This window comes from Roseateles rivi (assembly GCF_043555845.1).
Lineage (GTDB): Bacteria > Pseudomonadota > Gammaproteobacteria > Burkholderiales > Burkholderiaceae_C > Roseateles > Roseateles rivi.
In genome coordinates, this window is sequence record NZ_JBIGHZ010000005.1 from 15,791 (window position 1) to 38,733 (window position 22,943).

Sequence of the window (22,943 nt, forward strand, 5' to 3'; positions counted from 1 at the left end):
CGCCGCTTGTCTCCAGCACGAGGCGCCACCTGGTCTCACTGGAATTCATTAAAGGTTGCATTCCATTGTGCCGTCATTCGCTGACAGCGTGATCAAGCTGACTGTGGCGTAGGAGGGTGATGTCCCAAGCCGTGGTGTAAGTCGCTTACCCGGACAGGCTGAGATTCACATACTCAGCGTGTCACTGCGGGCAGCCGAGTCGGGGCAGTATCGTTGAGCGACTGCAGGCCCTCCAGCGTCATGTAACGCCGATTCAAAGACCACTCGTCGTTCTGCTCCAGCATCATGGCGCCGACCAGGCGCGTGATGGCCGCGTCGTTGGGGAAGATGCCCACTACGTTCGTGCGTCGCTTGATCTCCGCGTTCAGCCGCTCCAGCGGGTTGGTCGAGTAGATCTGCGTCCAATGCGATCGCGGGAAGGTCATGAAGGCCAGCATGTCGTTCTCGGCCTCGTCCATGCAGGCCGCGAGCTTGGGCATCCTCTCGCGGAACTGGTCGGCCACGCAGCGCCATTGCTTGCGGGCCGCGTCGGGGCAGTCCTGGCCGAACACCGTGCCGATGGCTGCCGACACCATGCGTCGCTGCGTCTTGTTGGCAAACGCCAGTGCATTGCGCGTGAAGCGAGCAGTGGCGCGCTGGCATGACGCCGGACAAGCTCGTCGAGGAGCTCGACCGCGTCGCCCAGGTGCCAGGTCTTGCCAACATCTGGGTGCCGCCGATCCGCAACCGCATCGACATGCTGGCCACGGGCATCCAGAGCCCGGTCGGCGTGAAGGTCGCGGGCAGCGACCTGCAGACGATCGACCGGCTGACCGGCGAGGTCGAGCGCGCGCTGAAGGACGTGCCCGGCGTCACCAGCGCGCTGGCTGAGCGCCTGACGGGCGGGCGCTATGTCGACATCGACATCCGCCGCGCCGAGGCGGCGCGCTTCGGCATGAACATCGCCGATGTGCAGTCGGTGATCGCCACGGCCGTCGGCGGCGAGAACATCGGCGAGACCGTCGAGGGCCTGCAGCGCTTCCCGATCAGCGTGCGCTACTCGCGAGAGCTGCGCGACTCGCTCGAGGCGCTGCGTCGCTTGCCGATCGTCGGCGAGCGAGGCCAGCGGCTCGTGCTGTCCGACGTGGCCGACATCCGTATCAGCGACGGCCCGCCAATGCTGCGAAGCGGGAACGCGCGGCTGTCGGGCTGGGTCTACGTCGATATCCGCGGACGCGACATGCGCTCGGCCGTGCACGACATGCAGCGCGTGGTCGCCGACAAGGTGAAGCTTCCGCCCGGCTACTCGATCTCGTGGTCCGGCCAGTTCGAGTTCCTCGAGCGCGCGAGGGCCAGGCTCAAGGTCGTCGTGCCGTTCACGCTCCTGATCATCTTCGTGCTGCTGTACCTGACCTTTCGCGCCTTCGACGAGGCGCTTCTGATCATGGCGGCGCTGCCGTTCGCACTGATCGGCGGCATCTGGCTGCTTTGGTGGCTCGGCTACGACCTGTCGGTTGCCGGCGTCGTCGGCTTCATTGCGCTGGCCGGCGTCGCGGCCGAGTTCGGCGTGATCATGCTGCTGTACCTGAAGCACGCTTGGCAGGACCGGATCGCGCTCGGGCGAACGACCGACGCTGACTTGCTCGACGCGATCCGCGAGGGCGCGGTGCTGCGGGTGCGGCCGAAGGCGATGACGGTGGCCGTCATCCTGGCCGGGCTGCTCCCGATCATGTGGGGCGCGGGCACCGGGTCGGAGGTGATGCAGCGCATCGCGGCGCCCATGGTCGGCGGGATGATCACGGCGCCGCTGCTGTCGATGATCGTGGTTCCGGCGGCATTTCTTTTGATGCGCCAGCAACGCCGGCCCGCCTGAAAGAGCGCAGCTGAGCTCGGTCCTTGGGTCTGAATTCACATGGCAATGCACAAGGTCAGGACTAGCAACGCCCCCGCGAAGACCATCATTGAGAGCGGACGGGGCCGCCGCGGTGCTTGTCGTCCTGAGCACGGGAATGCCGCTGGTGTCGGGTTAGAAGGATCGGGTTGGGGCTTCGCCGCTATCGCTTGCTGTGACAGCGTTTCCTGATGCCGAGCCTCGAGATACGCGTCGCACTCCGCTGAGCCCACCGGCGGCATGTCCCAGCGGAGATCTGTCGGTGCCGCATCAGGCATCCGCAAGGCCTCGCCGAACCCACCACGTGCTGCGTCGGTGCTGGCCCCGTTGCGATCACGTCGCTTCATTGCGAATCCGGGCCATCGAGCCCAAAAAATCCGATACGCCACCAGTCCTGGTCCGACGGCGTTGCTGGCAGTCCGAGCCAGGCCGGGAAATGGCGCTCGATGAACAGGGCCTCGCGCCGTACCGCGGGCTCCGCCCGCACGATCAACTGCTCTAGCACGCAGCGCGTGCGCAGGAAGGCCATGCCCCACCGGTGAATTGCCGCTGTATCAGCGCCAACGAATAGCGCGTCGATTTCAGAGGCGGAGGGGTATTCGTTGACGGCCATCGCAACCAGCCGCTCGAGTTCAGCGGGTCAACCGGCCTCTTGGGTGAGCTCTTTCAGGAACGCGGCGGCTGCGTGAAGCGCGCGCAGGCGTTCTTCGCGCGTGGTCACAGCGTCCGCCCGCACGAAGGAATGCGGAGCAACAGCTCGAGCTTCTGAACCCGATCAGCCGGATCACATGCGGGATCGGCCACGAGGCAGTTGCCCGCGTCCGTGTCGAAAACGAGCATGTCGGGGCCGCCGGCGGTGGAACTCGCGGACCAGATCGCGGTGACATTGTGCGAAGCCCATTGGCCGCGCTGTGTCTGCCACGGCGGCGCCATGAAGACCAAGGCGTCGAGCGGTTCGACAGGGACTGCGCGGACGCGTTCCAGCAGGTCCGATCCGCAGCCGAAGCACAGGGTCTGCCGAAACTCCGCCTTGCCATCGCGCACCCGAAAAGTCGCCAATAGCCAGGCTCGGTGAGCGGTGAGCGCCATCGCGCGCCAGTACGACTGCTCGGGCAGGAGCAACGAGCCGGGCGTGTGGAGTCGGTCGGACGAATGCGTGGCGAACATGGCTGAGTTTTATAAAACGGGTTGAAATTCTCGCCAGAGATCGCCTGTACCGGCTCATTCGCTCAGGAGTTCGTCGGCTTTAGATTCTGTTTTTGCATACGGCATTTGATGAGATAGCTTTCGGCCCCGAAGGTTTTCCATGCACAAGTCCATCCACAGCCGCCAGCACGATGTCTTTCTCTTACTCCTGCGTAGGTCACGCGAGTCGGTCCGCCTGCGCCAGCTCGATCTGGCCCAACTGCTGGGGCGAGATCAGACGATGGTGAGTCGGGTCGAACGCGGGTCGCGCAAGCTCGACATCATCGAATTGCGGGCGTGGCTGCGCGCGCTCGACGTGAACTTCATCGATTTCATGCTGGAGCTCGACGTCTCGCTGGCCACGCACACCTCGATCGATCCGAGACTGACCTCGGCTTCGAAGTCAGCGTCGGCCCGGGTGCATTTCAGCAGTGGCCGCCGCCGCGCGCGATGAGGACCGCGCCAAATGCTCAGCTATTCGCCCGACGCTGCCTTGCGGAGCTCGCGCTCGGTCTTCCGCAGGAGCGTGCTGCCCTCGATGCCGAGCGCCGTGGCGATCCGCATGATGGCGTACAGGGTCGGCTGACTCGCGCCACGCTCAATCCTGCTCATGTGCGAGCGCTCGATATCAGCGACGTGCGCGAAGCTCTCCTGCGACAGGCCGGAGTCCAGCCGCAGCGCACGCACGACGGCACCGAACGCAAGCGCTACTTCGGCATTGAAGCTGGTAGCGCCTTTGGGTCGGCCGCGCTTCGGTGCGATTTTTCTCGGGCGAGTGGACATGTCGCCTGAGCTTCCCAAAGCTGTGGCGCCGGAGCCACGTTATTAAAAATACAGAACCATTGAGGAATGAGGCGACCCGATGAACTTTGTTCTTGCGAACGTGCGCGATCCTTCACCCGTTGAAGAGCAGCCGCACGTGCCGCTGAAGTGGTGGCGAATGCTTCGAACGCCCGAGGGCGATTTCCATATCCTTGCGCTGCTGGACTGCGGCTCGTGTCGCATCACGTCGGCCATCGAAGGCCTGAATGTCAGAGAACGATCTGCAATCACGACCTCAGGGCGTACCTACGAACTCGGCGGGCCTCCCGTCGAACAAGAGCTTGTCCTGCTCATGCTGATGACAGTTGCGGCGCACAACGGCCTCGGCGAGTCCGTCGACGTCAGCGAGGACATGTGGACGCGCATGACGTGGACATCGCCTGCACATTGAGGGGATGCCATCAAGTTGCCGCGGCTCTCTGTCGGGGCTTCATTGGAAAGCGATGCGCTTCTCTTCACGCTCTGCCGGACTCAAAAGCAAAGAGAAGCAAAGCAAAATCGAAAGATTCCGTCTATCGCGGTACGGGATGTCCGCGATGTCAATCGTTCGACCCTGAAGGATCCTTCAGGTCGGGCGAGCACCTAGCGTTGCGTCGAATTCGGGCCGCTACATTGCGCGTCGATCGCCGCAGTCCCATGCGTCATTGGCGGGTATCAGCATCGCGACACCGCCCGGCTTCCGCCTCGAACACATCGGGCTGGGCGGGGCCTGCAAGCATCTCGAACACCGATCGGCCTTGCATGAGTGAACCACGGCACCAAGCACGACCAACCAATGCGTTATATCGAGCCAGCACTTCCTCAGACTCCAGCAGCCGGCGAGCGTTCTGCCTCGTGCAAGCCGCGGTCTCGCGCCGAGATGCCTGCCGCGACCGGTGGCGCTTCCTGTTCGAGACCGGGAGTGGCGCTCAATCTCACTCGACCGAATCCCGGCTGACGCATGCCGCGCCGCGAACTCCTCACCCCGGCGCAACGCGAGCAACTGCTCGCGTTCCCTACCGACGAAGCCGAGCTGATCCGCCTATACACACTGGGCGAAGCCGATCAGGCATTCATCAGGGCTCATCGAGGCGCTCAGAACCGACTGGGCGTTGCCGTGCAGATCGCCTATCTGCGTTTTCCGGGGCAGCCGATAGCGCGTGGCGAGAACCCGCATCCGCCATTGCTGGCGATGGTTGCTGCGCAACTGAAAACGCCGGAATCGGCGTGGACCCTGTACGCAAGCCGTGATGAAACCCGGCGCGAGCATGCCGGCAGCATCATCCGCTGGCTCGGGTTGAAGAATATGGGCCTGACCGACCACCGCAGTCTGTCGACCTGGCTGATGCCAATCGCAATGCAGTCCACTCAGGGCATTGTGCTGGCCCAAGCCTTGGTAGACGAGATGCGCAAGCGCCTGATGGTGCTGCCGGCCCTAGGTACCATTGAGCGATTGTGCGCCGAGGTGCAGACCAGAGCGCAACGGCGCATCTTCAAGATGCTGACGGCCCCGTTGAGCGACGCGCAGCGCTCGGCCCTGGACAGCTTGCTGGAACCCCACAAGGGCGGCCCGCTCACAGTCCTGACGTGGCTGCGTCAACCGCCAGGCAAGCCCAGCGCTCGGACCATCCTCGCGCACACGGCCCGGCTGCAAGCTGTGCGCGCCCTCAATCTTCCCGTCGACCTGGGGCGCGACGTGAACGCCGACCGCGTGCTGCGCATGGCCCGCGAAGGGGCGCAGATGGCGGTCTATCAGTTGAAAGAGTACGAACCGCTTCGGCGGCAGGCCACGCTCGTGGCGATCGCGCTGGATGTCGGTTCCACACTGACCGACAAGATCCTGGACCTGCACGACCGCCTGATCGGACAGTTCTTCAACAAATCCAAGCACAAGTATGCGCAGCGCTTCGCTGACGACGGAAAGTCACTGAACGCCAAGGTACGTCTGTTTGCAGATGTCGGCACAGCGCTCATTGAAGCCCGTGACGCCGATGGTGATGCCTACGCGGCCATTGAGACCGTGCTGAGCTGGGAAGAATTTCAGCGCAGCGTGGAGGAGGCAAAACGCCTTGCCCGCGACAAGGAGTTCGATTCGATGGAACTGCTGACCGAGTACTTCGGTCAGTTGCGCCGTTATTCGCCAGCATTCCTGGAGCTCTTCGAATTCAGGGCCGCGCCGGCAAGGCAGCCCCTAATCGACGCCATCGACGTGCTGCGCGAGATGAACAAAGCGGGCGAACGCGATGTTCCCCCGAACGCGCCAATGGACTTCTTCAAGGTGCGCTGGCAACGCTTCATCCTCACCGAGGACGGCGTCGACCGGCGTTTCTATGAGATGGCGGCCATGAGCGAGCTGAAGGACGCGTTGAGATCGGGAGACGTTTCGGTGGTCGGCAGCCGGCAGTTCAAGGATTTCGAGGACTACCTGCTGCCAAAGGCCGTTTTCGAAAGTCAGAAGGCCGAGGGCCGGCTGGACCTTCCGGTACCGACCGACGTCAACGAATATCTCGAGGAGCGCCTGGGGCTGCTGCGGGAAGCGCTTGACGAAGCCAATCGACTCGCGGCCGCAGGCGAGCTGACCGACGTGCGGATCGACGACAGGGGGATCAAGATATCTCCCATCGAGAACGAGGTCCCGCCGGAGGCCGAAGCCCTGAAGATCCAGGCGTACTCCATGCTGCCGCGTATCAAGATCACGGACCTGCTGCTGGAGGTGCTCAGTTGGGTTGATTTCGGCGCCCAGTTCACGCATCTGAAGAGCGGGGCGCCCCACAAGGATCACACGCTGTTGTTGACGGCAGTGCTGGCGGATGCCTTCAATCTCGGCTTGGAAAAAATGGCTGAGGCCTGTCCGGGCATGACGGCGTCCCGCCTGGCATACCTGGTCGCTTGGCACGTGCGAACGGAAACGTACTCGAAGGCCTTGGCCGAACTCGTGAACTTCCACCACAAACTTCCGTTCGCAGCCCATTGGGGTGATGGCAGCACATCCTCGTCCGATGGGCAGAGGTTCAAAGCCGGCGGGCATGCGGAGAGCAGCGGTTTCCAGAATCCGAAGTATGGGGATGACCCGGGCGTGCTGTTCTACACCCATGTGTCCGGCCAGTACGCCGGCTACCACATCAAGGTGATCAATGGGCCGGCTCGAGATGCCACGCACGTGCTCGACGGGCTTCTCTACCACGAGTCGGATTTGCAGATCGAAGAGCACTACACCGACACGGCAGGCTTCACAGACCAGGTGTTCGCTGCCTGCTTCATGCACGGCTTCGCCTTCGCGCCGCGCATTGCCGATATGCAGGACAAGGTCTTATTTGCGCCAGGGAAGGCTGCCGATTGGCCGACCTTGGCCGCGATCATTGGCGGGAGCTTGAATATCAAGCTCATCGATCAAACGTTCGACGACTGTCAGCGCGTGATGGCTTCAATCCGGCAAGGGACCGTTACTGCCTCATTGCTACTGCGCAAGCTGGCCTCCTATCCGCGGCAGAACAGCATCGCGCTCGGACTGCGCGAACTCGGCCGCATTGAGCGCAGTCTTCACATGCTCAAATGGCTGCGCGAGCCAGCCTATCGGCGCCGAGTAGGCGCCGGCCTCAACAAGGGCGAGGCTCGTCACAAGCTCGCGAGGGCAGTGTTCTTCCATCGCCTCGGCGAAGTACGCGATCGCGCATTCGAGGACCAGCAGAACCGTGCCAGCGGATTGAACTTGGTGATGCAAGCCATTACCGCATGGAATACCGTCTATCTTGAACGAGCCATCGAAACAATCCGGTTGCAACAGCCGGTCAACGACGCTCTGCTGGCGCACATCTCGCCGCTGGGTTGGAACCACATCTCGCTAACCGGTGACTACAGTTGGGCAAGTAGCAAACAGCCGAAGCCGGGTGAATTCAGACAGCTCCGGCCATTCACGCCGCGACAAGCAGAGGCCCAGCCTGATAGTGATGCCGCGAGCGACCACCAGCCGTCTGCGACTGACGAGAGCTAAGAACGACCGCCATTGTCCGCCGCGAAGCAGGCGGAATGTCCTTATGCCATTTCCTCCAGAATACTTGGCACCCTTAGACATCGATGGCTTAACGTACTAAATTTTCCGTTTCTTGTGGCCACCCCGACAAGGACTGGACTGAGCTGCAGCGCTGCAGCTTGGTGCACCTTGTATGTCCCAAGATCAGTGTTCAAGTTTTGTGGCCAAAGGTCCGCACACCCCATTGGATAAGGGGTAATAAATATATGCGCACCATTAAACAATATGGCCAGCCCTGATCGGCGAGCTTGCATCCATTTGCAATCACCTTCCAGGTTCAGAAAATATTTATGGGGAATCCAAATGAAACGTACTCTTGCAATAGTTGCCGCACTGGCTCTACCAATGTTGACCCAAGCACAAAACTTGGTGGTCAACGGCAGTTTTGAGCAGCCTTCTTTGGCCGCCGGTACGCTTGGCATTTACGCCAATGTGACTGGTTGGAATGCGACCGTTGGCGAGATTGAAATTCGCAACAATGTTGCTGGCACAGCCTCGCAAGGTGTTCAATTTTTGGAGTTGGATGCACGCATCAACTCCACCATTCACCAGACCGTGAGTGGGCTGACTACAGGAAGTGCCTACAGCTTCAGCTTTGACTATTCCAATCGCAGGGGCACAGCGCTCAGCACCAATGGCATGTCTTGGTCACTGGACGGGGGCACCACATGGAACGACGTTGTGACCCCGACTGATTACGTCTGGCATAGCTTCAGTGGGCAGTTCGTGGCCACAGGCAGCACCACAGAGCTGATGTTTCGCGCCATCAATACCAGCGACGCCCTGGGAACCTCGCTAGACAACGTCAGCATCACCGCCGTGCCAGAACCGGGTACTTATGCGCTATTGCTGGCGGGCCTGGGTGCTTTCGGTGTGATGTCGCGTCGTCGCGTCAAGCGCTAATTCCCAACCTCGATTCAAAACTCATCTCCAACAAAAACAGCCCCAAGGGGCTGTTTTTGTTTTTATATTTCTCATCGGATGATATTCGAATCAATCTCAAGCACAGTTTCCAATTTCGGATTCTGAGGCATCTGTCGTCTGCTCTGGCAGTTCGGCGCTGTCGTCTTCAGCGTCATCTTCTTCCTGAAGGCTGGCGTTGGCGCTGACGATTTGCGGCTTGTCCAGAGGACGGCAGAGTCGGCGGTTGAGCAAGGCCAGGGGCTCGGACTCCTCCATGGCGTGGACCACATCTTCCAGGTTCATCAGCATGGCAAAGGGGTTGCCAACCAGGGTTTTGGGGTTGAGTTGCGGCATGACGTGGTTTCCTTTTGCAGTGTGTGAAGCCACTGTAGAAGCCTGGCCCTTGGGTGCACAGTCGGCCCCGAGCCAAAACCTTTGTCAGACAAACTCTTAGTCAAGCCAGCGGAATTCCTAAGCAATTACCCTGGTTTTCGACGCAAACCCAGGCGACGAACCATATCTTCACGGCCTGCCATGCGGGCGTAGTCCCAGGTGTTGAGGCCTTTGTCATTGCGCAGCTCAGGGTCGGCACCGGCCTGCAGCAGCAACTCGGCGGCGCTGATGCTGCCGTAGCCCAGTGCCATCATTAGCGCGGTGTTGCCGTTGGGCGCACGGGCGTCGACGGTGGCGCCCTGCTTGAGCAGCCAAGCCACCACCTCATGCGAAGGCCCCGAGGCGGCGTAGTGCAAGGCATTCCAGCCCGGCTCGTTGACGGGCGCGCCGCGTTGCACCAAAGCTTGGCACCAGCCCAGCTGGCCCTTGATGGCGGCCAGCATGAGCGGTGTTTCGCCTGCGGGGGTGATGGCGGCAACGTCCAGCTCAGCGCTCGCCAGCAAGGCTTTGACGGCGTTGGCCGATTCTTCGCGAATGGCTTGGTGCAGCGGCGTGTAGCCCTGCTCGTCTCGCGCGTTGACATCAGCCCCGGCACCCAGCAATTGGCTGATGTCGTGAGCACGGTCCAGCTTGGCGGCCCGGTGCAATGCAGTGCTGCGCCCGGTGAGGCCCGGGTTTGCTGCCGTGCCGCTGGCCTCAGCGGCCGCTTCAGGGAGGTTTCCCGCAGCCGTTTGGAGGGGCCAGGCACTGGCAAAGAGCAGCGCCAGCCCCACACACAGGTGCACAGTCAAGCCGTGGCGCTGGAGTTGGGGGGCAGCGCAAACAAACGGCAGGTGTTGTTGTGGCATTGCTCGGCCAGTGTGGGCAGGTCCACGCCGCGCAGCTCGGCCAAGCAGGCCGCAACATGGCGCACGTAGGCGGGTTGGTTGGTTTTCCCGCGGTACGGAACGGGCGCCAGGTAGGGGCTGTCGGTTTCGATCAAAAGCCGGTCAGCGGGGATGAAGCGGGCCAGTGCGCGCAACTCGGCAGCGTTTTTGAAGGTCACGATGCCCGAGAGCGAGATGTAAAAGCCCAGATCCAGCGCAGCGCGGGCCACGGCCTCGGTTTCGGTGAAGCAATGCATCACGCCACCGGCTTGATCAGCGCCCTCCTCGCGCATGAGGTCGAGCGTGTCTTGTGCCGAAGCGCGGGTGTGCACCACCAAGGGCTTGCGCGCCCGCCGTGCGGCGCGGATGTGGGTGGCAAAGCGGTCGCGCTGCCACTGCATGTCTTGCACGCTGCGGCCGGCCAGGCGGTAGTAGTCCAGCCCGGTTTCGCCAATGGCCACCACCTTGGCCTGCGCAGCGGCGGCCACGAGTTCGTCCTCGCTGGGCTCATGCACATCTTCCGAGTCGGGGTGGACACCGACTGTGGCCCACAGCGGCTCATGGGCCTGCGCCAGCGCCAGCACGCTGGGGAACTCTTCCATGGTGGTGCAGATGCTGATGGCCTGGTGAACCTGGGCCTCGTGCATGGCCTGCAGCACTTGGGGCAGTTGTTCGCGCAGCTCGGGAAAGCTCAGGTGGCAATGGGAATCGATGAACATCCGGGGGGAGCTTTAGAGGGTTTGAGTCGGTTTGCTCGAGGCGATGCTGGTGCCCAGCACCTGCTCAATGCGCAGGCGCAGCAGCTGGGTTTTTTCATCGGGCGGGAACGTCACGCCCACGCCCTGGGTGCGCCCGCCGGAGGTGTTGCCGGGCGTGATCCAGGCCACTTTCCCGGCCACGGGGTAGCGCTGGGCGTCGTCGGGCAGGCTCATGAGCAGGTAGATGTCGTCACCCAGCCGGTATTCGCGCTGTGTGGGCACAAAAACGCCGCCGTTTTTCATGGCCGGGATGTAGGCCGCGTACAGCGCGCCCTTCTCCTTGAAGACCAGCTGAATGACGCTGGGCCGTGGCGTGCTGGTGAGCGGCCCGCTCGCGGTGCTGGGTGGGTTGTCTGCCATGGAGCGCGTCCCTGTGGGAGTTCAGTGCTGAGGCGCGGTAGGCGCCGCTTGGCGTGGCATGGGCTGCATGGCCGTTTGACCTTGCGCCACCAGCGCCTCCAAAAACAAGCCGGCATTCCAAGGGTGTTCGGCCTGGCGGGCCAGCTGCTGCAGTTGCTGGGCCCAGTCTTGCAGCGCTTGGCGGCGCAACTGCCGCGTGGGCAGGGCCTCACGCGGGAAATAGCGGGGTGCACAAGCCCAGTTCAGGCACAGCAAGTCATGCACCAGCTTTTGCATGGCGCTCACGGCGCGCGGCAGGGGCCAGTCTTGCAGGGCTTTGGCCTGCCCCATGGCGATGGCGCGCGGCAAAGCCAGCCATTGCTGAGCACCAATGCCAGCTTCGAGCCACTGCAAGGCTTCTTGGGGGCGCCCGCCTGTGGCGGCCAGCAGCACGGCGGCGGCTTGTGCGTCCTCCAGCTTGGCTTGCTGTTGCAGCCAAGGCAGGGCCTCGTGTGCAGGAGGCAGGGTCAGCGCCATGGGCTGGCAGCGGCTGCGTATGGTGGGCAGCACCTGCTCCAGCCCGCTGCTGGTCAGCACAAAGCGCAGCTGACCGCTGGGCTCTTCCAGGGTCTTGAGCAGGGCATTGGCCGCCACGGTGTTGAGTGCTTCGGCCGGGTGCACCAGCACCACTTTGGCACTACCGCGCGCGCTGCTGACTTGCGCAAAGCTCAGCATCTGGCGCACGGCCTCCACCTTGATTTCACGGCTGGGCTTGGCCTTGGATTTTCCGGAAGCCCCCTCACCGTCGGACTCTGTGCTCAGGCCCAGGGCTTCTTGCAGCGCTTCGGGCAGCAACATTTGGAAGTCCGGGTGAGCGCGCTGTTCAAACAGGTGGCAGCTGGGGCAGTGGCCGCAGGCGCTGTGCTGGGCGTCGGCGCGTGCTTCGCACAGCCAGGCTTTGGCCAGTTGCCAGGCCAGCTCGAACTGCCCTACCCCTTCAGGCCCGTGCAGCAGCAAGGCATGGCCGCGTGCGCGCTCCAGCGCTTGCTGCAGCGGTGCAGCCAGCCAGGGCAGCGCGCTCAACACAGCGCCTCCAGCTGGGCCAGCACTTGGGTGCGCACCGCCTCGATGCTTTGCCCCGCGTCGATGCGGCGCACGCGCTCAGGCGCCTCAGCGGCACGGCGCTCGTAGGCACTGCGCACCAGGGCGAAAAAGTCGAGGTCTTGCTGCTCCAGGCGGTCGGCACTGCGAGCCAGGGCACGGCGCTGCGCGGCCACAGCGGGGTCGAGGTCAAACCACAGGGTGAGCTGCGGTTGGTGCGGGCCCACCACCCATTGCTCCAGCGTTTGCAGCTGCGCCCAGTCCATGCCGCGCCCGCCGCCTTGGTAGGCGAAGGTGGCGTCGGCAAAGCGGTCGCACAGCACGGTGTGGCCTTGCTGCAGCGCGGGCGCGATGACTTGGCGCAGGTGGTCGCGCCGGGCGGCGAACACCAGCAGGGCCTCGGTCAGGCCGTCCATGTCTTTGTGCAGAAACAGGGCGCGCAGGGCTTCGGCCAGCTCGGTGCCGCCAGGCTCGCGGGTGTGCAGCAGGGTGTGACCGCGCTCGCGCAACCATTGGCTGGTCGCGTCGATGTGGGTGGTCTTGCCTGCTCCATCAATGCCTTCGAAGGTGATGAACAAACCGGGCTGGCGCACGCTGTTATTGCTTTCTTTGGTACTTGTTGACGGCGGCATTATGCGCGGCCAAGTCTTCGCTGAATTGGCTGCTGCCGTCGCCGCGCGCCACGAAATAGAGGGCTCGCGTGCGGGCCGGGTGCAGTGTGGCTTGCAGCGCGGCTTGTCCGGGCATGGCGATGGGTGTGGGCGGCAGGCCGCGGCGCGTGTAGGTGTTGTAGGGTGTGTCGGTTTGCAAATCGCGCTTGCGCAGATTGCCGTCAAAGCTCGAGCCCATGCCGTAAATGACCGTCGGATCAGTCTGCAGCGGCATGCCGATGCGCAGCCGGTTCACAAAAACCGAGGCCACCAGGGGCCGGTCGGCGGCCGCGCCAGTTTCCTTCTCGACGATGGAGGCCAGGATGAGGGCTTCTTCGGCGTTCTTGAGCGGCAAGTCGGCGCTGCGCTGCGCCCAGGCGGCGTCCAGGCGGCGCTGCATGGCCGCGTGGGCGCGCTTGAGCACGGTCAGGTCGCTGACCCCGCGGCTGTAGGTGTAGGTGTCTGGAAAAAATCGACCTTCGGGGTGCTGCCCGGGGCGCCCCAGTGCGGCCATGAGTTCGGCTTCACTCATGCCCGCCGTGCTGGGTTTGAGCGCCGGGGCCAGGGCCAGGGCCTGGCGCACTTGGGCGAAAGTCCAGCCCTCGATCAGCCGCAGCTGCTCCAGCACCTCCTCGCCGCGCACCATTTTGTCCAGCAGGCTGATGGGGGTCACGCCGGTGTGGACTTCGTAGCTGCCTGCGCGCAGCTTGCGCGCATCGCCCGAAAAGCGAAACCAGTAGTACAGCCAGGACGCCCGGGTTTGCACACCGGCCTGCACCCAGGCCTGCGCCACCTCGCGCGGGGTTTGGCCGGGCTCGACAGAGAGCTCCACCGAGGGTGTGGCCAAGTCCAGCGGGCGGCTCAACCACCAGGCCAGCGCAGCCCCCAAACTCAGCGCGGCCAGTAGCAGCAAAGCCAGCAGGCGCAGCAAGAGCGAGGAGCGCCAACGGCGTGATGGGTGCGGTCTGCCGTGTCGGCTCAAAGTCCTGTCTCTCAAAGGGTGAAACGCGGTGCTGATGATAATGCGGCCCATGATGGACCACACCTCTACCCTCACCTCAGGCGGCGCTTTGGCGCTCACAGACTGGGGCGTGATGCGCGCCCACGGTGACGATGCCGCCAGCTTTTTGCAAGGCCAGCTGACCCAGGACGTGCAACTGCAGTCCGCACAGCAAGCGCGCCTGGTGGGCTACTGCTCACCCAAAGGCCGATTGCTGGCCGTGATGTTGGCGTTCAAGCCCCAAGCCGACGAACTGCTGCTGGCCCTGCCCACCGAGCTGCTGGCCCCCACGCTCAAGCGCCTGTCGATGTTTGTGCTGCGCGCACGTTGCAAGCTCAGCGCACCGGCCGCTGACGATGCCGCCCATGGCTGGCAAGTCTGGGGCCTGGCTGGCCAGGCGGCCCATCAGTGGCTGGGTGCGCATGCGCCCCAGCAAACCTGGGATGCCAGCGCTCTGCCCAGCAGCAGCGCCAGTGGGCGCAGCGCCTGGGTCACGCGCTTGCCCGACGACGGCCAAACCCCGCGCTGGCAGCTGCTGTGGCCCAGCGACGCAGCCGCGCCGCAGCTGCCGCCCCTCCCCGCCGAGGCTTGGCAGCTGCTGGAGGTGCAGTCGGGCATGGCCTGGCTGCGCAGCGCCACGGTGGAGCAGCTGGTGCCGCAAATGCTCAACCTGGAGCTGCTGGGTGGCGTGAACTTCAAAAAAGGCTGCTATCCCGGGCAAGAGGTGGTGGCGCGCAGCCAGTACCGCGGCACCCTCAAGCGCCGCACACAGCGCTTGGCCCTGCCCCCAGGCGTGCAAGCACAAGTGGGGCAAGAGCTGTTTCACAGCGACGACCCCGAGCAGCCCGCTGGCATGGTGGTGGCCACAGCGCCCGGCCAAATCTTGGCCGAGCTCAAGCTCGCCGCACTGGCCTCTGGGCAGGTGCATCTGGCCGAGGCTTCGGGGCCGGTGCTGACGCTCTTGACCCTGCCCTATGAATTCGTCGACGTGACCTGAGCCATGCCCCACGCCCAGCAGCTCTACGTCTACTACCGGCTGGACTGGGGCCAGACCCAGGCCGCACACGCGGCGTTTGCCCGCGCCACGGCTGGGGCTGCGGGCGTGCGCCTGTTGCAGCGCGTTGAAGCCAGCGCCCTGCAACAGGCCACGTGGATGGAGATTTACGAGGACGCCCAGGCCGCGCAGCTGGAACCCCAGGTGGCCGCAGCGCTGCAGCCCTGGATTGCGGGGCCGCGCCACATCGAGCGCTTTGCCCCGCTGTGAGCCGCGCTCAGAGCGGGCGCACCATCTCGACATGGCCGATGCCGGCCTCCTCAAACACCGGCCCGCGACGCTGGAAACCGGCGCGCACATAAAAGCCCTCGGCGCTGAGTTGGGCGTGCAGCAGCGCTTCGCGAAAGCCGTGCTGGCGGGCTTTTTGCAGCAAGGCGTCCAGCACCTGGCGGCCCACGCCGCTGCCTCTTGAAGCGGGCAGCACGGCCATGCGGCCGATTTTGGCCACGCCGGGCACGTGTTCCAGCAAACGGCCCGTGGCCAGGGCCTGCTCCAAGCGGTTGTAGGCCACGGCGTGGACGCAGCCCATATCGGCCGCATCCCATTCCATCTCGGGTGCAATGCCCTGCTCGTCCACGAACACGCTTTGGCGAATGGCCTGAGCATGCGCGCCCAGCTCGGCCCACGAGCCCACCCGCACCAGGGTCATGCTCTGGCCACTCTCGTAGGCTTGCACCAGGGCTTGCAGCGCCTGGGGCGAGGCTTCGCCAAGCCGTGCGGGCTCACCCTGCCACTGGAACTCCAGCTCGCCGTGGGCCAGGCAATCGGGGCCGCGAAACACGGCGGCCGCCATGCGCAGGCTGGGGCCTTGGGCGCTGAGGCAGCGCAGGCCCACTTCCAGCAGTTCATCGTCGCGCGCGGGCAGCGCGTAGTTCAGCTCGCAGCGGCGCAGCTGCAGGGCCTCGCTCACCAAGGCTTTGCGCGTGCCCTCGCTCAGGGCCAGCGCGCGCCAATAGGCGCTCACACCGGCTTCCAAATAGCTCAGAAACTGCGCGGGCGCCACGCTTTGCTGGGCGCCCACATCGCTGGGGCGCACGCGCAGGCGCTGCACGCAGCGGTAGCTGTGGCGGTCTTGCGCCAGGGGGAGCTTGCTCACAGGGTGGCCTCCAGGCCAAAGGCGGCGCGCAGTGCGCTGGCGCAGGCATCCAAGGCCAATTCGGCTTCGGGAATGCTGCGGCCCATTTTGATGAAGTCGTGCGTCACGCCGCGGTAGAGCTCCAGCTGCACGGCGTTGCCTTGGCCGCGCAGCATGTCGGCGTAGGCCAGGCCTTCGTCCACCAGCGGGTCGGCTTCGGCCAGGATCACGCAGGCGGGGGCCAGATCGGCATGGTCCTCGGCCAGCAGGGGCGCAAAGCGCCAGTCCTCACGCTGGGTGGGCTCGATGTAGTGGTCGAAAAACCAGGCAATGCCTTCGGCATCGAGCAAATGCCCTTGGGCAAAACGGCGGTGCGAGTCGGTGTCGGCATGGGCCGTGGCACCGGGGGTGATGAGCAGCTGCAGCGACAGCGCCACGCCCAGCTGCTGGCGAATGTCGCGCGCATGAAGCGCCGTTACCGCGGCCAGCGTGCCGCCCGCGCTGTCGCCGCCCACGGCCACGCGCTGGGCATCGAGCCCCAACTCGCTGGCTTGGCTCACCAGCCAGCGCAGCGCCGCCCAGCAGTCGTCCACGGCGGCGGGGAAAACATGTTCGGGCGCCAGGCGGTAGTCCAGCGCCAGAACCGCCGCCCCGCTGCGCAGCGCCAACTGGCGGCACAGCGAGTCGTGCGTTTCCAGATTGCCAATCACAAAGCCACCGCCATGAAAGTACAGCAGCACCGGCAAGGGCCCGGCCTCTTGCGTTTGCGCGGCGTAAAGCCGTGCGCCCAGGGGTCCTGCCGGACCGGGGATGCTCAAGTTCTGCACGCGGGGCAGTGGCGCGCGGGGCAAATCCAGAATTTCCGCGCCCATCAAATAGGCAATGCGCGCCTGTTTGGGGCTGAGGCTGTGAAAGGCCGGGCGGTTGGCGCGGTGTATGCGTTCAAGCACCGCCGCCATGCGGGGGGTGAGGTGTGAGGTGGACAACGAGGCGCTCCTGCACTTTTGGCGCAGTGTTTTGGGGGTGTGAGGGGGCGATTGTCGCAAAGCCCAACGCCCTGCTTTGGGCGACCGCCCTCCCCCTTTGATTCAGCGCGGCAAAGCAAAAAGCCGGGCACAAAGGCCCGGCTCCGGCTTTAGCGCTGGCTCAATGCTTGCCGTCGAAGAACTGTTCGTCCTCGGTGGAGCCCTTGAGCGCCGCGGTGGAGGCCTGCGCTTCGATGGTGGTGGTCACGGCGTCGAAATAGCCCGTGCCCACCTCGCGCTGGTGCTTCACGGCGGTGAAGCCGCGTTCGGCCGCTGCGAACTCCTTCTCTTGCAGCTCGACAAAGGCGCTCATGTTCTGGCGCGCATAGCCGTAGGCCAGGTCGAACATGGAGTAGTTCAGGCTGTGGAACCCGGCCAGGGTGATGAACTGGAACTTGTAGCCCATGGCGCCGAGCTCGCGCTGGAACTTGGCGATGGTGGCGTCGTCCAGGTTCTTCTTCCAGTTGAACGAGGGCGAGCAGTTGTAGGCCAGCATCTTGCCGGGGAACTTGGCATGGATGGCTTGTGCGAAAGCTTTGGCAAAGGCCAGGTCCGGCTTGCCGGTTTCGCACCACACCAAGTCGGCATAGGGCGCGTAGGCCAGACCGCGGCTGATGGCTTGCTCCAGACCGTTGGCGGTGCGGTAGAAGCCCTCCACCGTGCGCTCGCCGGTGCAAAAAGGCTTGTCGTTGTCGTCGATGTCGCTGGTGATGAGGTCACCCGCTTCAGCATCGGTGCGCGCCACCAGCAGTGTGGGCACGCCCATGGTGTCGGCGGCCAGACGCGCTGCCACCAGCTTGGCCACGGCCTCACGCGTGGGCACCAGCACCTTGCCGCCCATGTGCCCGCACTTCTTGGCGCTGGCGAGCTGGTCCTCAAAGTGCACGCCCGCCGCGCCCGCGTCGATCATGCTCTTCATCAGCTCAAAAGCGTTGAGCACACCGCCAAAGCCCGCTTCGGCGTCGGCCACGATGGGGGCGAAGAAATCGATCTCGTCCTTGCCCTCGCTCCACTGGATTTCGTCGGCGCGCTTGAAGGTTGCGTTGATGCGCTTGACCACCTTGGGCACCGAATCCACGGAGTACAGCGACTGGTCGGGGTACATCTCGCCATTGCTGTTGGCGTCGCCCGCCACCTGCCAGCCCGAGAGGTAAATCGCCTTCAAGCCCGCCTTGACCTGCTGCATGGCCTGGTTGCCCGTCAGCGCGCCCAGGGCGTTGACGAAAGGCTCTTCGTTCAAGAGCTTCCAGAGCTTTTCTGCGCCACGCTTGGCCAGCGTGTGCTCCAACTGCACCGACCCGCGCAGGCGCACCACGTCGGCGGCGCTGTAGCCGCGTTCAATGCCCTTCCAGCGGGGGTTGGTGGCCCAGTCTTGTTCCAGGGCTGCGATCTGCTGCTCACGTGTGGCTTGGCTCATGGGTGACTCCTAGCGATGAAGAAAAAGCGGGATTGCTTGGCTTCAAGCCTATGAGCACAGGCGCGGGAGCGGGAGACTTGTGTCTTATATAAGACTAAAAATATTTCCCTTTCTAATCAATAGGTTGGAGTTTTCATTTCGGCATGCAAAAAGCGAATCCCCATAATGAGAAAGATTGATGCAGCGCAACAAACGCAAATGCCACATTGTGAAAACACGTTTTCAATATGCGAATTGCCCCCACCCAAGCTGAGCCGGGAATTCACCCAAGGCGACTGGCCGCGAGCTCGCCTAGGCTATCCTCATGGAAGGGCCTCACGCCCTTCACCGCTTGGAGCTGCCCATGCCCGCTGGCTACTCAGGAACACCGCTACCCAAGAAGCTGGGGCTCCATGCCAGCACACAGCTGTGGGTGCTCAACGAACCCGCTGAGTACATGGCGCTGCTGGGAGAGCTGCCCGACGGGCTGCAGCGCGTGCAGCAGTTGAGCCCCACCACCACGGTGCTGCACCTGTTTGTGCAAGCCCGCGCCGAACTGGAACAAACGCTGGCAGCCATCCGCCAGTCCATGAACCCAACAGCGGCCGTTTGGGTGTCGTGGCCGAAAAAGGCCTCCAAGGTCAAGACCGACATCACCGAAGACACCATCCGCGCCGTGGCCCAGCCGCTGGGCTTGGTGGACGTCAAAGTCTGCGCCGTGAGCGAGATTTGGTCAGGCCTGAAGCTGGTGATCCGCAAAGAGCTCAGGGGGTGAGGGGCAGTTCGCCTACTCCCTCCACCGCAAGCGCCATACCGCCAGGGCGACGAGGGCTGCGCCCGTGAGCATGAGCGCGCTGGCGTGAGTGGCAGCCACCTCGATGGGCAGGGCGCGCCAGGTCATGGCTTCGAGCCCGTCCACGGCCCAGCGCACGGGCACCCAGGTGGTGAGGCTTTGCAGCCAGGGCGGGAACACAAAGGTGGGCACCCAGCCGCCGCCCAGCATGACCAGCACGAGCGTGACCATGATGGCCAGGCTGCGCGTGACTTCCGGGCTGCCGCCCACGGCGGCCAGCAACAGGCCCAGCCCCGCGGTGAAGCAACCAAAAGCCAGCACCACCAGTGCCAAGCCCAGCACGCTGCCTTGCACGCTAAAGCCAAACACCGCCATGCCCAGCGCCAGCACCAGGGTCAACAGGGCTGAAGCAATGAGGGCGATGCTGGCAAAGTGCGCCGCCACCAGCACGCTTTTGGACAGCGGCGCGGCGCGCAGGCGTTGCCACAGGGCGCTGCGGCGCAGGACCAGCAGGCCCACACCCAACTCGATGCCCAGCATCATCACAAACTGCACGCCCGTGCCGGCAAAAGCGTGGGCATAGCTGTTGTAGCCGCTGTAGTTGGAAAGCGCCTGCGCCTGCACGGGCAGCACGGGGCCGCTGCTCGCGGCCGCAGCGGTATGGCTCAGCGACTGCGTCAGCAAGGACTGCAGCAGTGCCTGGGACAGCGTGGCGCTGGGCTCGTGCCACAGCATCAGGGGCTCGCGGGTGGCCGCGGTCGCCATGCTCTGACCAAAGCCCTGGGGCAGCCAGACGGCCAGGGAGAGCTTGCCGTCTCGCACCTGTTGCTGGGCCTGCGTTTTGCTCAGGCGCAGCAGCTGCACGCTGCCGCCTTGGGTGAGCTGTTGCGCCAAACGCTGGCTCAGTGCGCTGGCGTCTTCGTCCACCCAACCCACGGTGAGCACCACGGCCTTGGCCTCACGGCTTTGCGGCACAAAGATGCTGCCAAAAAATGCAGCCACCACCAGAGGTAGCAGCAGGTTCAGCAGCACGGCCTTGCGGTTGCTGAAGTAGAGCTGGAGCTGCAGGCGCAGCAATGACATCCATGCGGTCATGGGAACTCCTTGGTGTGTAGAGATTGCGGCTTAGGCGCAGTCGCGCAGTGCGCGGCCGGTGAGGTGCAGAAAGACCTGCTCCAAATCGGTGCTGCCGTCGTGGCGCCGCTCAGCGGCGGGCAGCAGCGCGCTGAGTTCAGCCACCGTGCCTTGGGCCAGCACGCGGCCTGCATCCATGATGAGTACACGGTCGCACAGGCGCTGGGCTTCTTCCATGTAGTGCGTGGTGTAGAGCAGCGCATGGCCCGTGTCGCGCAGCTGCAGCAGCATGTCGAAGATGGCGTTGCGGCTTTGGGCGTCCACGCCCGTGGTGGGCTCGTCCAGGATGATCACGTCGGGCTGGTGCAGCAAGGCGCAGGCAATGTGCAGGCGCCGCTTCATGCCTCCGCTGAAGCGGCTCACAGCCTCGTGCGCGCGCTGGCTCAAACCGGCCAGGTTCAGCGCGGCCTCCACACGCTGTGCCAGCACCGCCCCCTTGAGGCCATAGAGACCACCGAAAGCACGCAAATTGGCCTGTGCGCTCAAGGGCTCGTGCAGAGCAAGGTCTTGTGTCACCAGGCCCAGGCGGGCTTTGATCGGGTCGGCGTCGCCGCGCACCTCCTGGCCCAACAGCTGGCAGCTGCCCCCGTCAGGCGCCATGAGCTGGGCCAACATGCCCACCGTGGTGCTCTTGCCCGCGCCGTTGGGCCCCAGCAAGGCCACGATTTCGCCGCGGCGCAGCTGCAAGTCAAAGCCGCGCACGGCGCTACGGTCGCCGTAGTTCTTCTTGAGCCCCCAGGCCTGCAGCAAGATGCCTTGAGACGGGTTTGCGACCTCTTGTTTTGCTTCCATTGCCAGTCACTCCTCTGGCCCGGACCACCCGAGCTGGCGCCAGCGTAGGCAGCGCGGGCCCGCGCAGCCAGGGGCATGCGCCCAACGGTGAGTGCAAGGCGTGAATCGACAGCCAGCCCCCTATCATTGCCAGAGCCCGGAGTGCTTCTGCAGCGCTGGGCTTTGGTCACTGAAGCAAACTGTTTTGGCGAGCTGCTACATGCTGAGTCACCCGCACCTTCGTCGGGCCTTGTGTGCCCTGATTTTTTGCGCGGCCTTGCCCGCACTGGCGCAAAGCCCACGCGCCGTCACGCCGCGCGGCCCGCTAGACGCGCAAGAGCAAAGCACCATGGCGCTGTTTCGCAAGGCCTCGCCTTCGGTGGTGCACATCACCACGCTGGACACGCAGCGCGACCTCTTCAGCCGCGCCGTGCACCAGGTGCCACGCGGCACGGGCACGGGTTTTTTCTGGGATGAGCAGGGGCATATCGTCACCAACTACCACGTCATCCAGGGCGCCGATGCCGCGCGCGTGACGCTGGCTGACCAATCCACTTACTCCGCGCGCCTGGTGGGCGCCTTCCCCGACCGCGACCTGGCCGTGCTGCGCATCCAAGCCCCGCGCGACAAGCTCCAGCCCGTGCCCCTGGGCAGCAGCCGCGACTTGCAAGTGGGGCAAACCGTCTACGCCATTGGCAACCCCTTTGGGCTGGATCAGACGCTGACGCGGGGCTTGGTGTCGGCGCTCAACCGCGAGATCGAGTCCATGACCCAGCGCACCATTCGCGGTGCGATTCAAACCGATGCGGCCATCAACCCCGGCAACTCCGGCGGGCCGCTGCTGGACTCGGCCGGACGGCTCATCGGTGTGAACACCAGCATCTACAGCCCCAGCGGTGCCAGCGCCGGCATTGGCTTTGCCATTCCCGTGGACGAGGTCAACCGCGTGGTGCCGCGGCTCATCAAAGACGGGCGCTTCATCCGCCCGGCGCTGGGGGTCAGCGGGGGCTCTGCACAGTTGAGCCAGGCCCTGCGCCTGCCCAAAGGTGTGCCGCTGGTGGCGGTGCAAGGCGGCAGCCCGGCCGCGCAGGCTGGGCTACAGCCCTTCAGACGCGGGCGCGACGGGGGTATCGTGGCCGGAGACGTCATCACCGCCCTCAACGGCCAAGCCGTGGCCGATTGGGACGACCTGCTCAGCCTGCTGGAAGCACGTCAGATGGGCGAGCGCGTGAGCCTGACGGTGTGGAACGCCGGGCGCTCACGCACCGTGGCCGTGACCTTGTCTGCCAGCGACGACTGAGACCGCTTGCGCGGGCGGCGCAGGCACAGCAGCAGGCATATCAGCCCACCCACAAACAAGGCCGCCTGCGCGGGCTCCGGCACACTGCGTGGCTCGGCGGACTGCAACACGACGCGTGTCACCACGCCGACGCTAGAGGGCTCCTGCTGCTCCTGCCACAGCGGCTGGCTGCGCCAATGGGGCTCTGCTGGAGCTTCGTCCGCGTACTGCACGGTCGCAAAGCTGACCGTCGTCTCACCTGGCAAGGTCGTGCCAAACACCTCGGCATGTGCAGGCACGGAGCTCAACACCAAGCCCGCCAGGAACAGGGCTCGGACCAGATAGGGGGTGGTGTGCGTGTTCATGAATCAATAGTGGTTGATGCAGCGTTCCGAATCAAATCTGCCAAGCGCAGCTTCCGTGAGGAATTCACAGCCGTCACCGCAATGGCACTGACCCAACCCCCAAGTCCGTAAAGCCAGCGTGGATTGCAACAAATGCGAATAGATCGCATTTATAC

24 protein-coding genes and 2 pseudogenes are annotated in these 22,943 nt (G+C 64.4%); 9 read left to right on the top strand and 17 right to left on the bottom strand.

Annotated features, from left to right (window positions below):
• Positions 1-173: 173 nt before the first annotated feature.
• Positions 174-647: pseudogene (locus ACG0Z6_RS12745) on the bottom strand (transposase); the annotation flags it as partial.
• On the opposite strand from ACG0Z6_RS12745, the pseudogene ACG0Z6_RS12750 reads away from it, so the two are divergent.
• Positions 623-1,852: pseudogene (locus tag ACG0Z6_RS12750) on the top strand (efflux RND transporter permease subunit); the annotation flags it as partial. The pseudogenes ACG0Z6_RS12745 and ACG0Z6_RS12750 sit on opposite strands and share 25 nt — an antisense overlap.
• Before the next feature lie 361 nt (positions 1,853-2,213).
• Here the strand turns inward: ACG0Z6_RS12750 and ACG0Z6_RS12755 are convergent.
• Both ACG0Z6_RS12755 and ACG0Z6_RS12760 read right to left on the bottom strand, forming a co-directional pair.
• A complete protein-coding gene (locus tag ACG0Z6_RS12755) occupies positions 2,214-2,483 on the bottom strand; it encodes a hypothetical protein (RefSeq protein WP_394461985.1) in 270 nt (89 codons plus the stop codon).
• Positions 2,484-2,587: 104 nt separating this feature from the next.
• Entirely contained in the window at positions 2,588-3,037 is a 450-nt protein-coding gene (locus tag ACG0Z6_RS12760; protein ID WP_394461987.1) for a hypothetical protein, read from the bottom strand.
• A gap of 139 nt (positions 3,038-3,176) precedes the next feature.
• Between ACG0Z6_RS12760 and ACG0Z6_RS12765 the strand changes: the two genes are divergently transcribed.
• Positions 3,177-3,509 carry a helix-turn-helix domain-containing protein gene (locus ACG0Z6_RS12765; protein ID WP_394461989.1) on the top strand — a complete coding sequence of 111 codons (333 nt, stop codon included), beginning with the start codon at positions 3,177-3,179 and terminating at the stop codon, positions 3,507-3,509.
• Positions 3,510-3,529: 20 nt separating this feature from the next.
• Here the strand turns inward: ACG0Z6_RS12765 and ACG0Z6_RS12770 are convergent, their stop codons facing one another.
• On the bottom strand, positions 3,530-3,838 hold the full coding sequence (locus ACG0Z6_RS12770; RefSeq protein WP_394461991.1) for a helix-turn-helix domain-containing protein: 309 nt from the start codon (positions 3,836-3,838) through the stop codon (positions 3,530-3,532).
• A 79-nt stretch (positions 3,839-3,917) separates the two neighbouring features.
• On the opposite strand from ACG0Z6_RS12770, the gene ACG0Z6_RS12775 reads away from it, so the two are divergent.
• The 3 genes from ACG0Z6_RS12775 (at position 3,918) to ACG0Z6_RS12785 (ending at position 8,789) form a co-directional block, all read left to right on the top strand.
• Positions 3,918-4,268 (top strand): hypothetical protein, encoded by a 351-nt coding sequence (locus tag ACG0Z6_RS12775; protein ID WP_394461993.1) that lies wholly within the window; start codon positions 3,918-3,920, stop codon positions 4,266-4,268.
• A gap of 549 nt (positions 4,269-4,817) precedes the next feature.
• Positions 4,818-7,847: a Tn3 family transposase gene (locus ACG0Z6_RS12780; RefSeq protein ID WP_394461995.1), complete on the top strand. Its 3,030-nt coding sequence runs from the start codon at positions 4,818-4,820 to the stop codon at positions 7,845-7,847.
• A 342-nt stretch (positions 7,848-8,189) separates the two neighbouring features.
• Positions 8,190-8,789, top strand: a complete 600-nt coding sequence (locus ACG0Z6_RS12785; protein WP_394461997.1) for a PEP-CTERM sorting domain-containing protein — start codon at positions 8,190-8,192, stop codon at positions 8,787-8,789.
• 96 nt (positions 8,790-8,885) lie between these two features.
• Here the strand turns inward: ACG0Z6_RS12785 and ACG0Z6_RS12790 are convergent, their stop codons facing one another.
• The 7 genes from ACG0Z6_RS12790 to mltG form a co-directional block, all read right to left on the bottom strand.
• A complete protein-coding gene (locus ACG0Z6_RS12790) occupies positions 8,886-9,143 on the bottom strand; it encodes a hypothetical protein (protein WP_394461999.1) in 258 nt (85 codons plus the stop codon).
• A gap of 125 nt (positions 9,144-9,268) precedes the next feature.
• Entirely contained in the window at positions 9,269-9,967 is a 699-nt protein-coding gene (locus tag ACG0Z6_RS12795; RefSeq protein ID WP_394462842.1) for an ankyrin repeat domain-containing protein, read from the bottom strand.
• 2 nt (positions 9,968-9,969) lie between these two features.
• Positions 9,970-10,767, bottom strand: coding sequence for a TatD family hydrolase (locus ACG0Z6_RS12800; protein WP_394462001.1), 798 nt, complete (start codon positions 10,765-10,767; stop codon positions 9,970-9,972).
• 12 nt (positions 10,768-10,779) lie between these two features.
• On the bottom strand, positions 10,780-11,166 hold the full coding sequence (locus tag ACG0Z6_RS12805; protein ID WP_394462003.1) for a PilZ domain-containing protein: 387 nt from the start codon (positions 11,164-11,166) through the stop codon (positions 10,780-10,782).
• Positions 11,167-11,187: 21 nt separating this feature from the next.
• Entirely contained in the window at positions 11,188-12,231 is a 1,044-nt protein-coding gene (gene holB / locus ACG0Z6_RS12810) for a DNA polymerase III subunit delta' (RefSeq protein ID WP_394462005.1), read from the bottom strand.
• On the bottom strand, positions 12,225-12,878 hold the full coding sequence (tmk, locus tag ACG0Z6_RS12815; RefSeq protein WP_394462007.1) for a dTMP kinase: 654 nt from the start codon (positions 12,876-12,878) through the stop codon (positions 12,225-12,227). Before tmk ends, holB begins: the two co-directional genes overlap by 7 nt.
• Positions 12,844-13,878 (bottom strand): endolytic transglycosylase MltG, encoded by a 1,035-nt coding sequence (gene mltG, locus ACG0Z6_RS12820; RefSeq protein ID WP_394462009.1) that lies wholly within the window; start codon positions 13,876-13,878, stop codon positions 12,844-12,846. The genes tmk and mltG overlap by 35 nt, the downstream gene beginning before the upstream one ends.
• Before the next feature lie 52 nt (positions 13,879-13,930).
• Between mltG and ygfZ the strand changes: the two genes are divergently transcribed.
• Both ygfZ and ACG0Z6_RS12830 read left to right on the top strand, forming a co-directional pair.
• Positions 13,931-14,893 (top strand): CAF17-like 4Fe-4S cluster assembly/insertion protein YgfZ, encoded by a 963-nt coding sequence (gene ygfZ / locus ACG0Z6_RS12825; protein ID WP_394462011.1) that lies wholly within the window; start codon positions 13,931-13,933, stop codon positions 14,891-14,893.
• Between the two features lie 3 nt (positions 14,894-14,896).
• Positions 14,897-15,160: a DUF4936 family protein gene (locus ACG0Z6_RS12830; protein WP_394462013.1), complete on the top strand. Its 264-nt coding sequence runs from the start codon at positions 14,897-14,899 to the stop codon at positions 15,158-15,160.
• A gap of 7 nt (positions 15,161-15,167) precedes the next feature.
• Here ACG0Z6_RS12830 and ACG0Z6_RS12835 read toward each other — a convergent pair whose 3' ends face one another.
• The 3 genes from ACG0Z6_RS12835 to aceA all read right to left on the bottom strand — a co-directional run bounded on the left by ACG0Z6_RS12835 (position 15,168) and on the right by aceA (position 18,467).
• The gene (locus tag ACG0Z6_RS12835; protein ID WP_394462015.1) at positions 15,168-16,046 is read right to left on the bottom strand and encodes a GNAT family N-acetyltransferase; all 879 of its coding nucleotides are present in this window, start codon (positions 16,044-16,046) and stop codon (positions 15,168-15,170) included.
• Positions 16,043-16,984, bottom strand: coding sequence for an alpha/beta hydrolase (locus tag ACG0Z6_RS12840; protein ID WP_394462844.1), 942 nt, complete (start codon positions 16,982-16,984; stop codon positions 16,043-16,045). Before ACG0Z6_RS12840 ends, ACG0Z6_RS12835 begins: the two co-directional genes overlap by 4 nt.
• A 187-nt stretch (positions 16,985-17,171) precedes the next feature.
• Positions 17,172-18,467 (bottom strand): isocitrate lyase, encoded by a 1,296-nt coding sequence (gene aceA / locus ACG0Z6_RS12845; protein ID WP_394462017.1) that lies wholly within the window; start codon positions 18,465-18,467, stop codon positions 17,172-17,174.
• Between the two features lie 304 nt (positions 18,468-18,771).
• Between aceA and ACG0Z6_RS12850 the strand changes: the two genes are divergently transcribed.
• Positions 18,772-19,221 carry a DUF3052 domain-containing protein gene (locus tag ACG0Z6_RS12850; RefSeq protein ID WP_394462019.1) on the top strand — a complete coding sequence of 150 codons (450 nt, stop codon included), beginning with the start codon at positions 18,772-18,774 and terminating at the stop codon, positions 19,219-19,221.
• A gap of 12 nt (positions 19,222-19,233) precedes the next feature.
• On the opposite strand, the gene ACG0Z6_RS12855 is transcribed toward ACG0Z6_RS12850, so the two are convergent.
• On the bottom strand, positions 19,234-20,334 hold the full coding sequence (locus ACG0Z6_RS12855; protein ID WP_394462021.1) for an ABC transporter permease: 1,101 nt from the start codon (positions 20,332-20,334) through the stop codon (positions 19,234-19,236).
• Positions 20,335-20,364: 30 nt separating this feature from the next.
• Positions 20,365-21,165 carry an ABC transporter ATP-binding protein gene (locus tag ACG0Z6_RS12860; RefSeq protein ID WP_394462023.1) on the bottom strand — a complete coding sequence of 267 codons (801 nt, stop codon included), beginning with the start codon at positions 21,163-21,165 and terminating at the stop codon, positions 20,365-20,367.
• Between the two features lie 199 nt (positions 21,166-21,364).
• Between ACG0Z6_RS12860 and ACG0Z6_RS12865 the strand changes: the two genes are divergently transcribed.
• Positions 21,365-22,444 carry a S1C family serine protease gene (locus ACG0Z6_RS12865; RefSeq protein ID WP_394462025.1) on the top strand — a complete coding sequence of 360 codons (1,080 nt, stop codon included), beginning with the start codon at positions 21,365-21,367 and terminating at the stop codon, positions 22,442-22,444.
• On the opposite strand, the gene ACG0Z6_RS12870 is transcribed toward ACG0Z6_RS12865, so the two are convergent.
• On the bottom strand, positions 22,357-22,788 hold the full coding sequence (locus ACG0Z6_RS12870) for a hypothetical protein (protein ID WP_394462027.1): 432 nt from the start codon (positions 22,786-22,788) through the stop codon (positions 22,357-22,359). The two genes, ACG0Z6_RS12865 and ACG0Z6_RS12870, sit on opposite strands and share 88 nt — an antisense overlap.
• Positions 22,789-22,943 lie beyond the last annotated feature (155 nt).

Excerpts from the sequence above, each read along its gene's own strand:
- ACG0Z6_RS12755 (WP_394461985.1), bottom strand. The coding sequence starts at position 2,483 with ATGGCCGTCAACGAATACCCCTCCGCCTCTGAAATCGACGCGCTATTC.
- ACG0Z6_RS12760 (WP_394461987.1), bottom strand. The coding sequence starts at position 3,037 with ATGTTCGCCACGCATTCGTCCGACCGACTCCACACGCCCGGCTCGTTG.
- ACG0Z6_RS12765 (WP_394461989.1), top strand. The coding sequence starts at position 3,177 with ATGCACAAGTCCATCCACAGCCGCCAGCACGATGTCTTTCTCTTACTC.
- ACG0Z6_RS12770 (WP_394461991.1), bottom strand. The coding sequence starts at position 3,838 with ATGTCCACTCGCCCGAGAAAAATCGCACCGAAGCGCGGCCGACCCAAA.
- ACG0Z6_RS12775 (WP_394461993.1), top strand. The coding sequence starts at position 3,918 with ATGAACTTTGTTCTTGCGAACGTGCGCGATCCTTCACCCGTTGAAGAG.
- ACG0Z6_RS12780 (WP_394461995.1), top strand. The coding sequence starts at position 4,818 with ATGCCGCGCCGCGAACTCCTCACCCCGGCGCAACGCGAGCAACTGCTC.
- ACG0Z6_RS12785 (WP_394461997.1), top strand. The coding sequence starts at position 8,190 with ATGAAACGTACTCTTGCAATAGTTGCCGCACTGGCTCTACCAATGTTG.
- ACG0Z6_RS12790 (WP_394461999.1), bottom strand. The coding sequence starts at position 9,143 with ATGCCGCAACTCAACCCCAAAACCCTGGTTGGCAACCCCTTTGCCATG.
- ACG0Z6_RS12800 (WP_394462001.1), bottom strand. The coding sequence starts at position 10,767 with ATGTTCATCGATTCCCATTGCCACCTGAGCTTTCCCGAGCTGCGCGAA.
- ACG0Z6_RS12805 (WP_394462003.1), bottom strand. The coding sequence starts at position 11,166 with ATGGCAGACAACCCACCCAGCACCGCGAGCGGGCCGCTCACCAGCACG.
- tmk (WP_394462007.1), bottom strand. The coding sequence starts at position 12,878 with ATGCCGCCGTCAACAAGTACCAAAGAAAGCAATAACAGCGTGCGCCAG.
- ygfZ (WP_394462011.1), top strand. The coding sequence starts at position 13,931 with ATGGACCACACCTCTACCCTCACCTCAGGCGGCGCTTTGGCGCTCACA.
- ACG0Z6_RS12830 (WP_394462013.1), top strand. The coding sequence starts at position 14,897 with ATGCCCCACGCCCAGCAGCTCTACGTCTACTACCGGCTGGACTGGGGC.
- ACG0Z6_RS12840 (WP_394462844.1), bottom strand. The coding sequence starts at position 16,984 with ATGGCGGCGGTGCTTGAACGCATACACCGCGCCAACCGCCCGGCCTTT.
- aceA (WP_394462017.1), bottom strand. The coding sequence starts at position 18,467 with ATGAGCCAAGCCACACGTGAGCAGCAGATCGCAGCCCTGGAACAAGAC.
- ACG0Z6_RS12850 (WP_394462019.1), top strand. The coding sequence starts at position 18,772 with ATGGAAGGGCCTCACGCCCTTCACCGCTTGGAGCTGCCCATGCCCGCT.
- ACG0Z6_RS12855 (WP_394462021.1), bottom strand. The coding sequence starts at position 20,334 with ATGACCGCATGGATGTCATTGCTGCGCCTGCAGCTCCAGCTCTACTTC.
- ACG0Z6_RS12860 (WP_394462023.1), bottom strand. The coding sequence starts at position 21,165 with ATGGAAGCAAAACAAGAGGTCGCAAACCCGTCTCAAGGCATCTTGCTG.
- ACG0Z6_RS12865 (WP_394462025.1), top strand. The coding sequence starts at position 21,365 with ATGCTGAGTCACCCGCACCTTCGTCGGGCCTTGTGTGCCCTGATTTTT.
- ACG0Z6_RS12870 (WP_394462027.1), bottom strand. The coding sequence starts at position 22,788 with ATGAACACGCACACCACCCCCTATCTGGTCCGAGCCCTGTTCCTGGCG.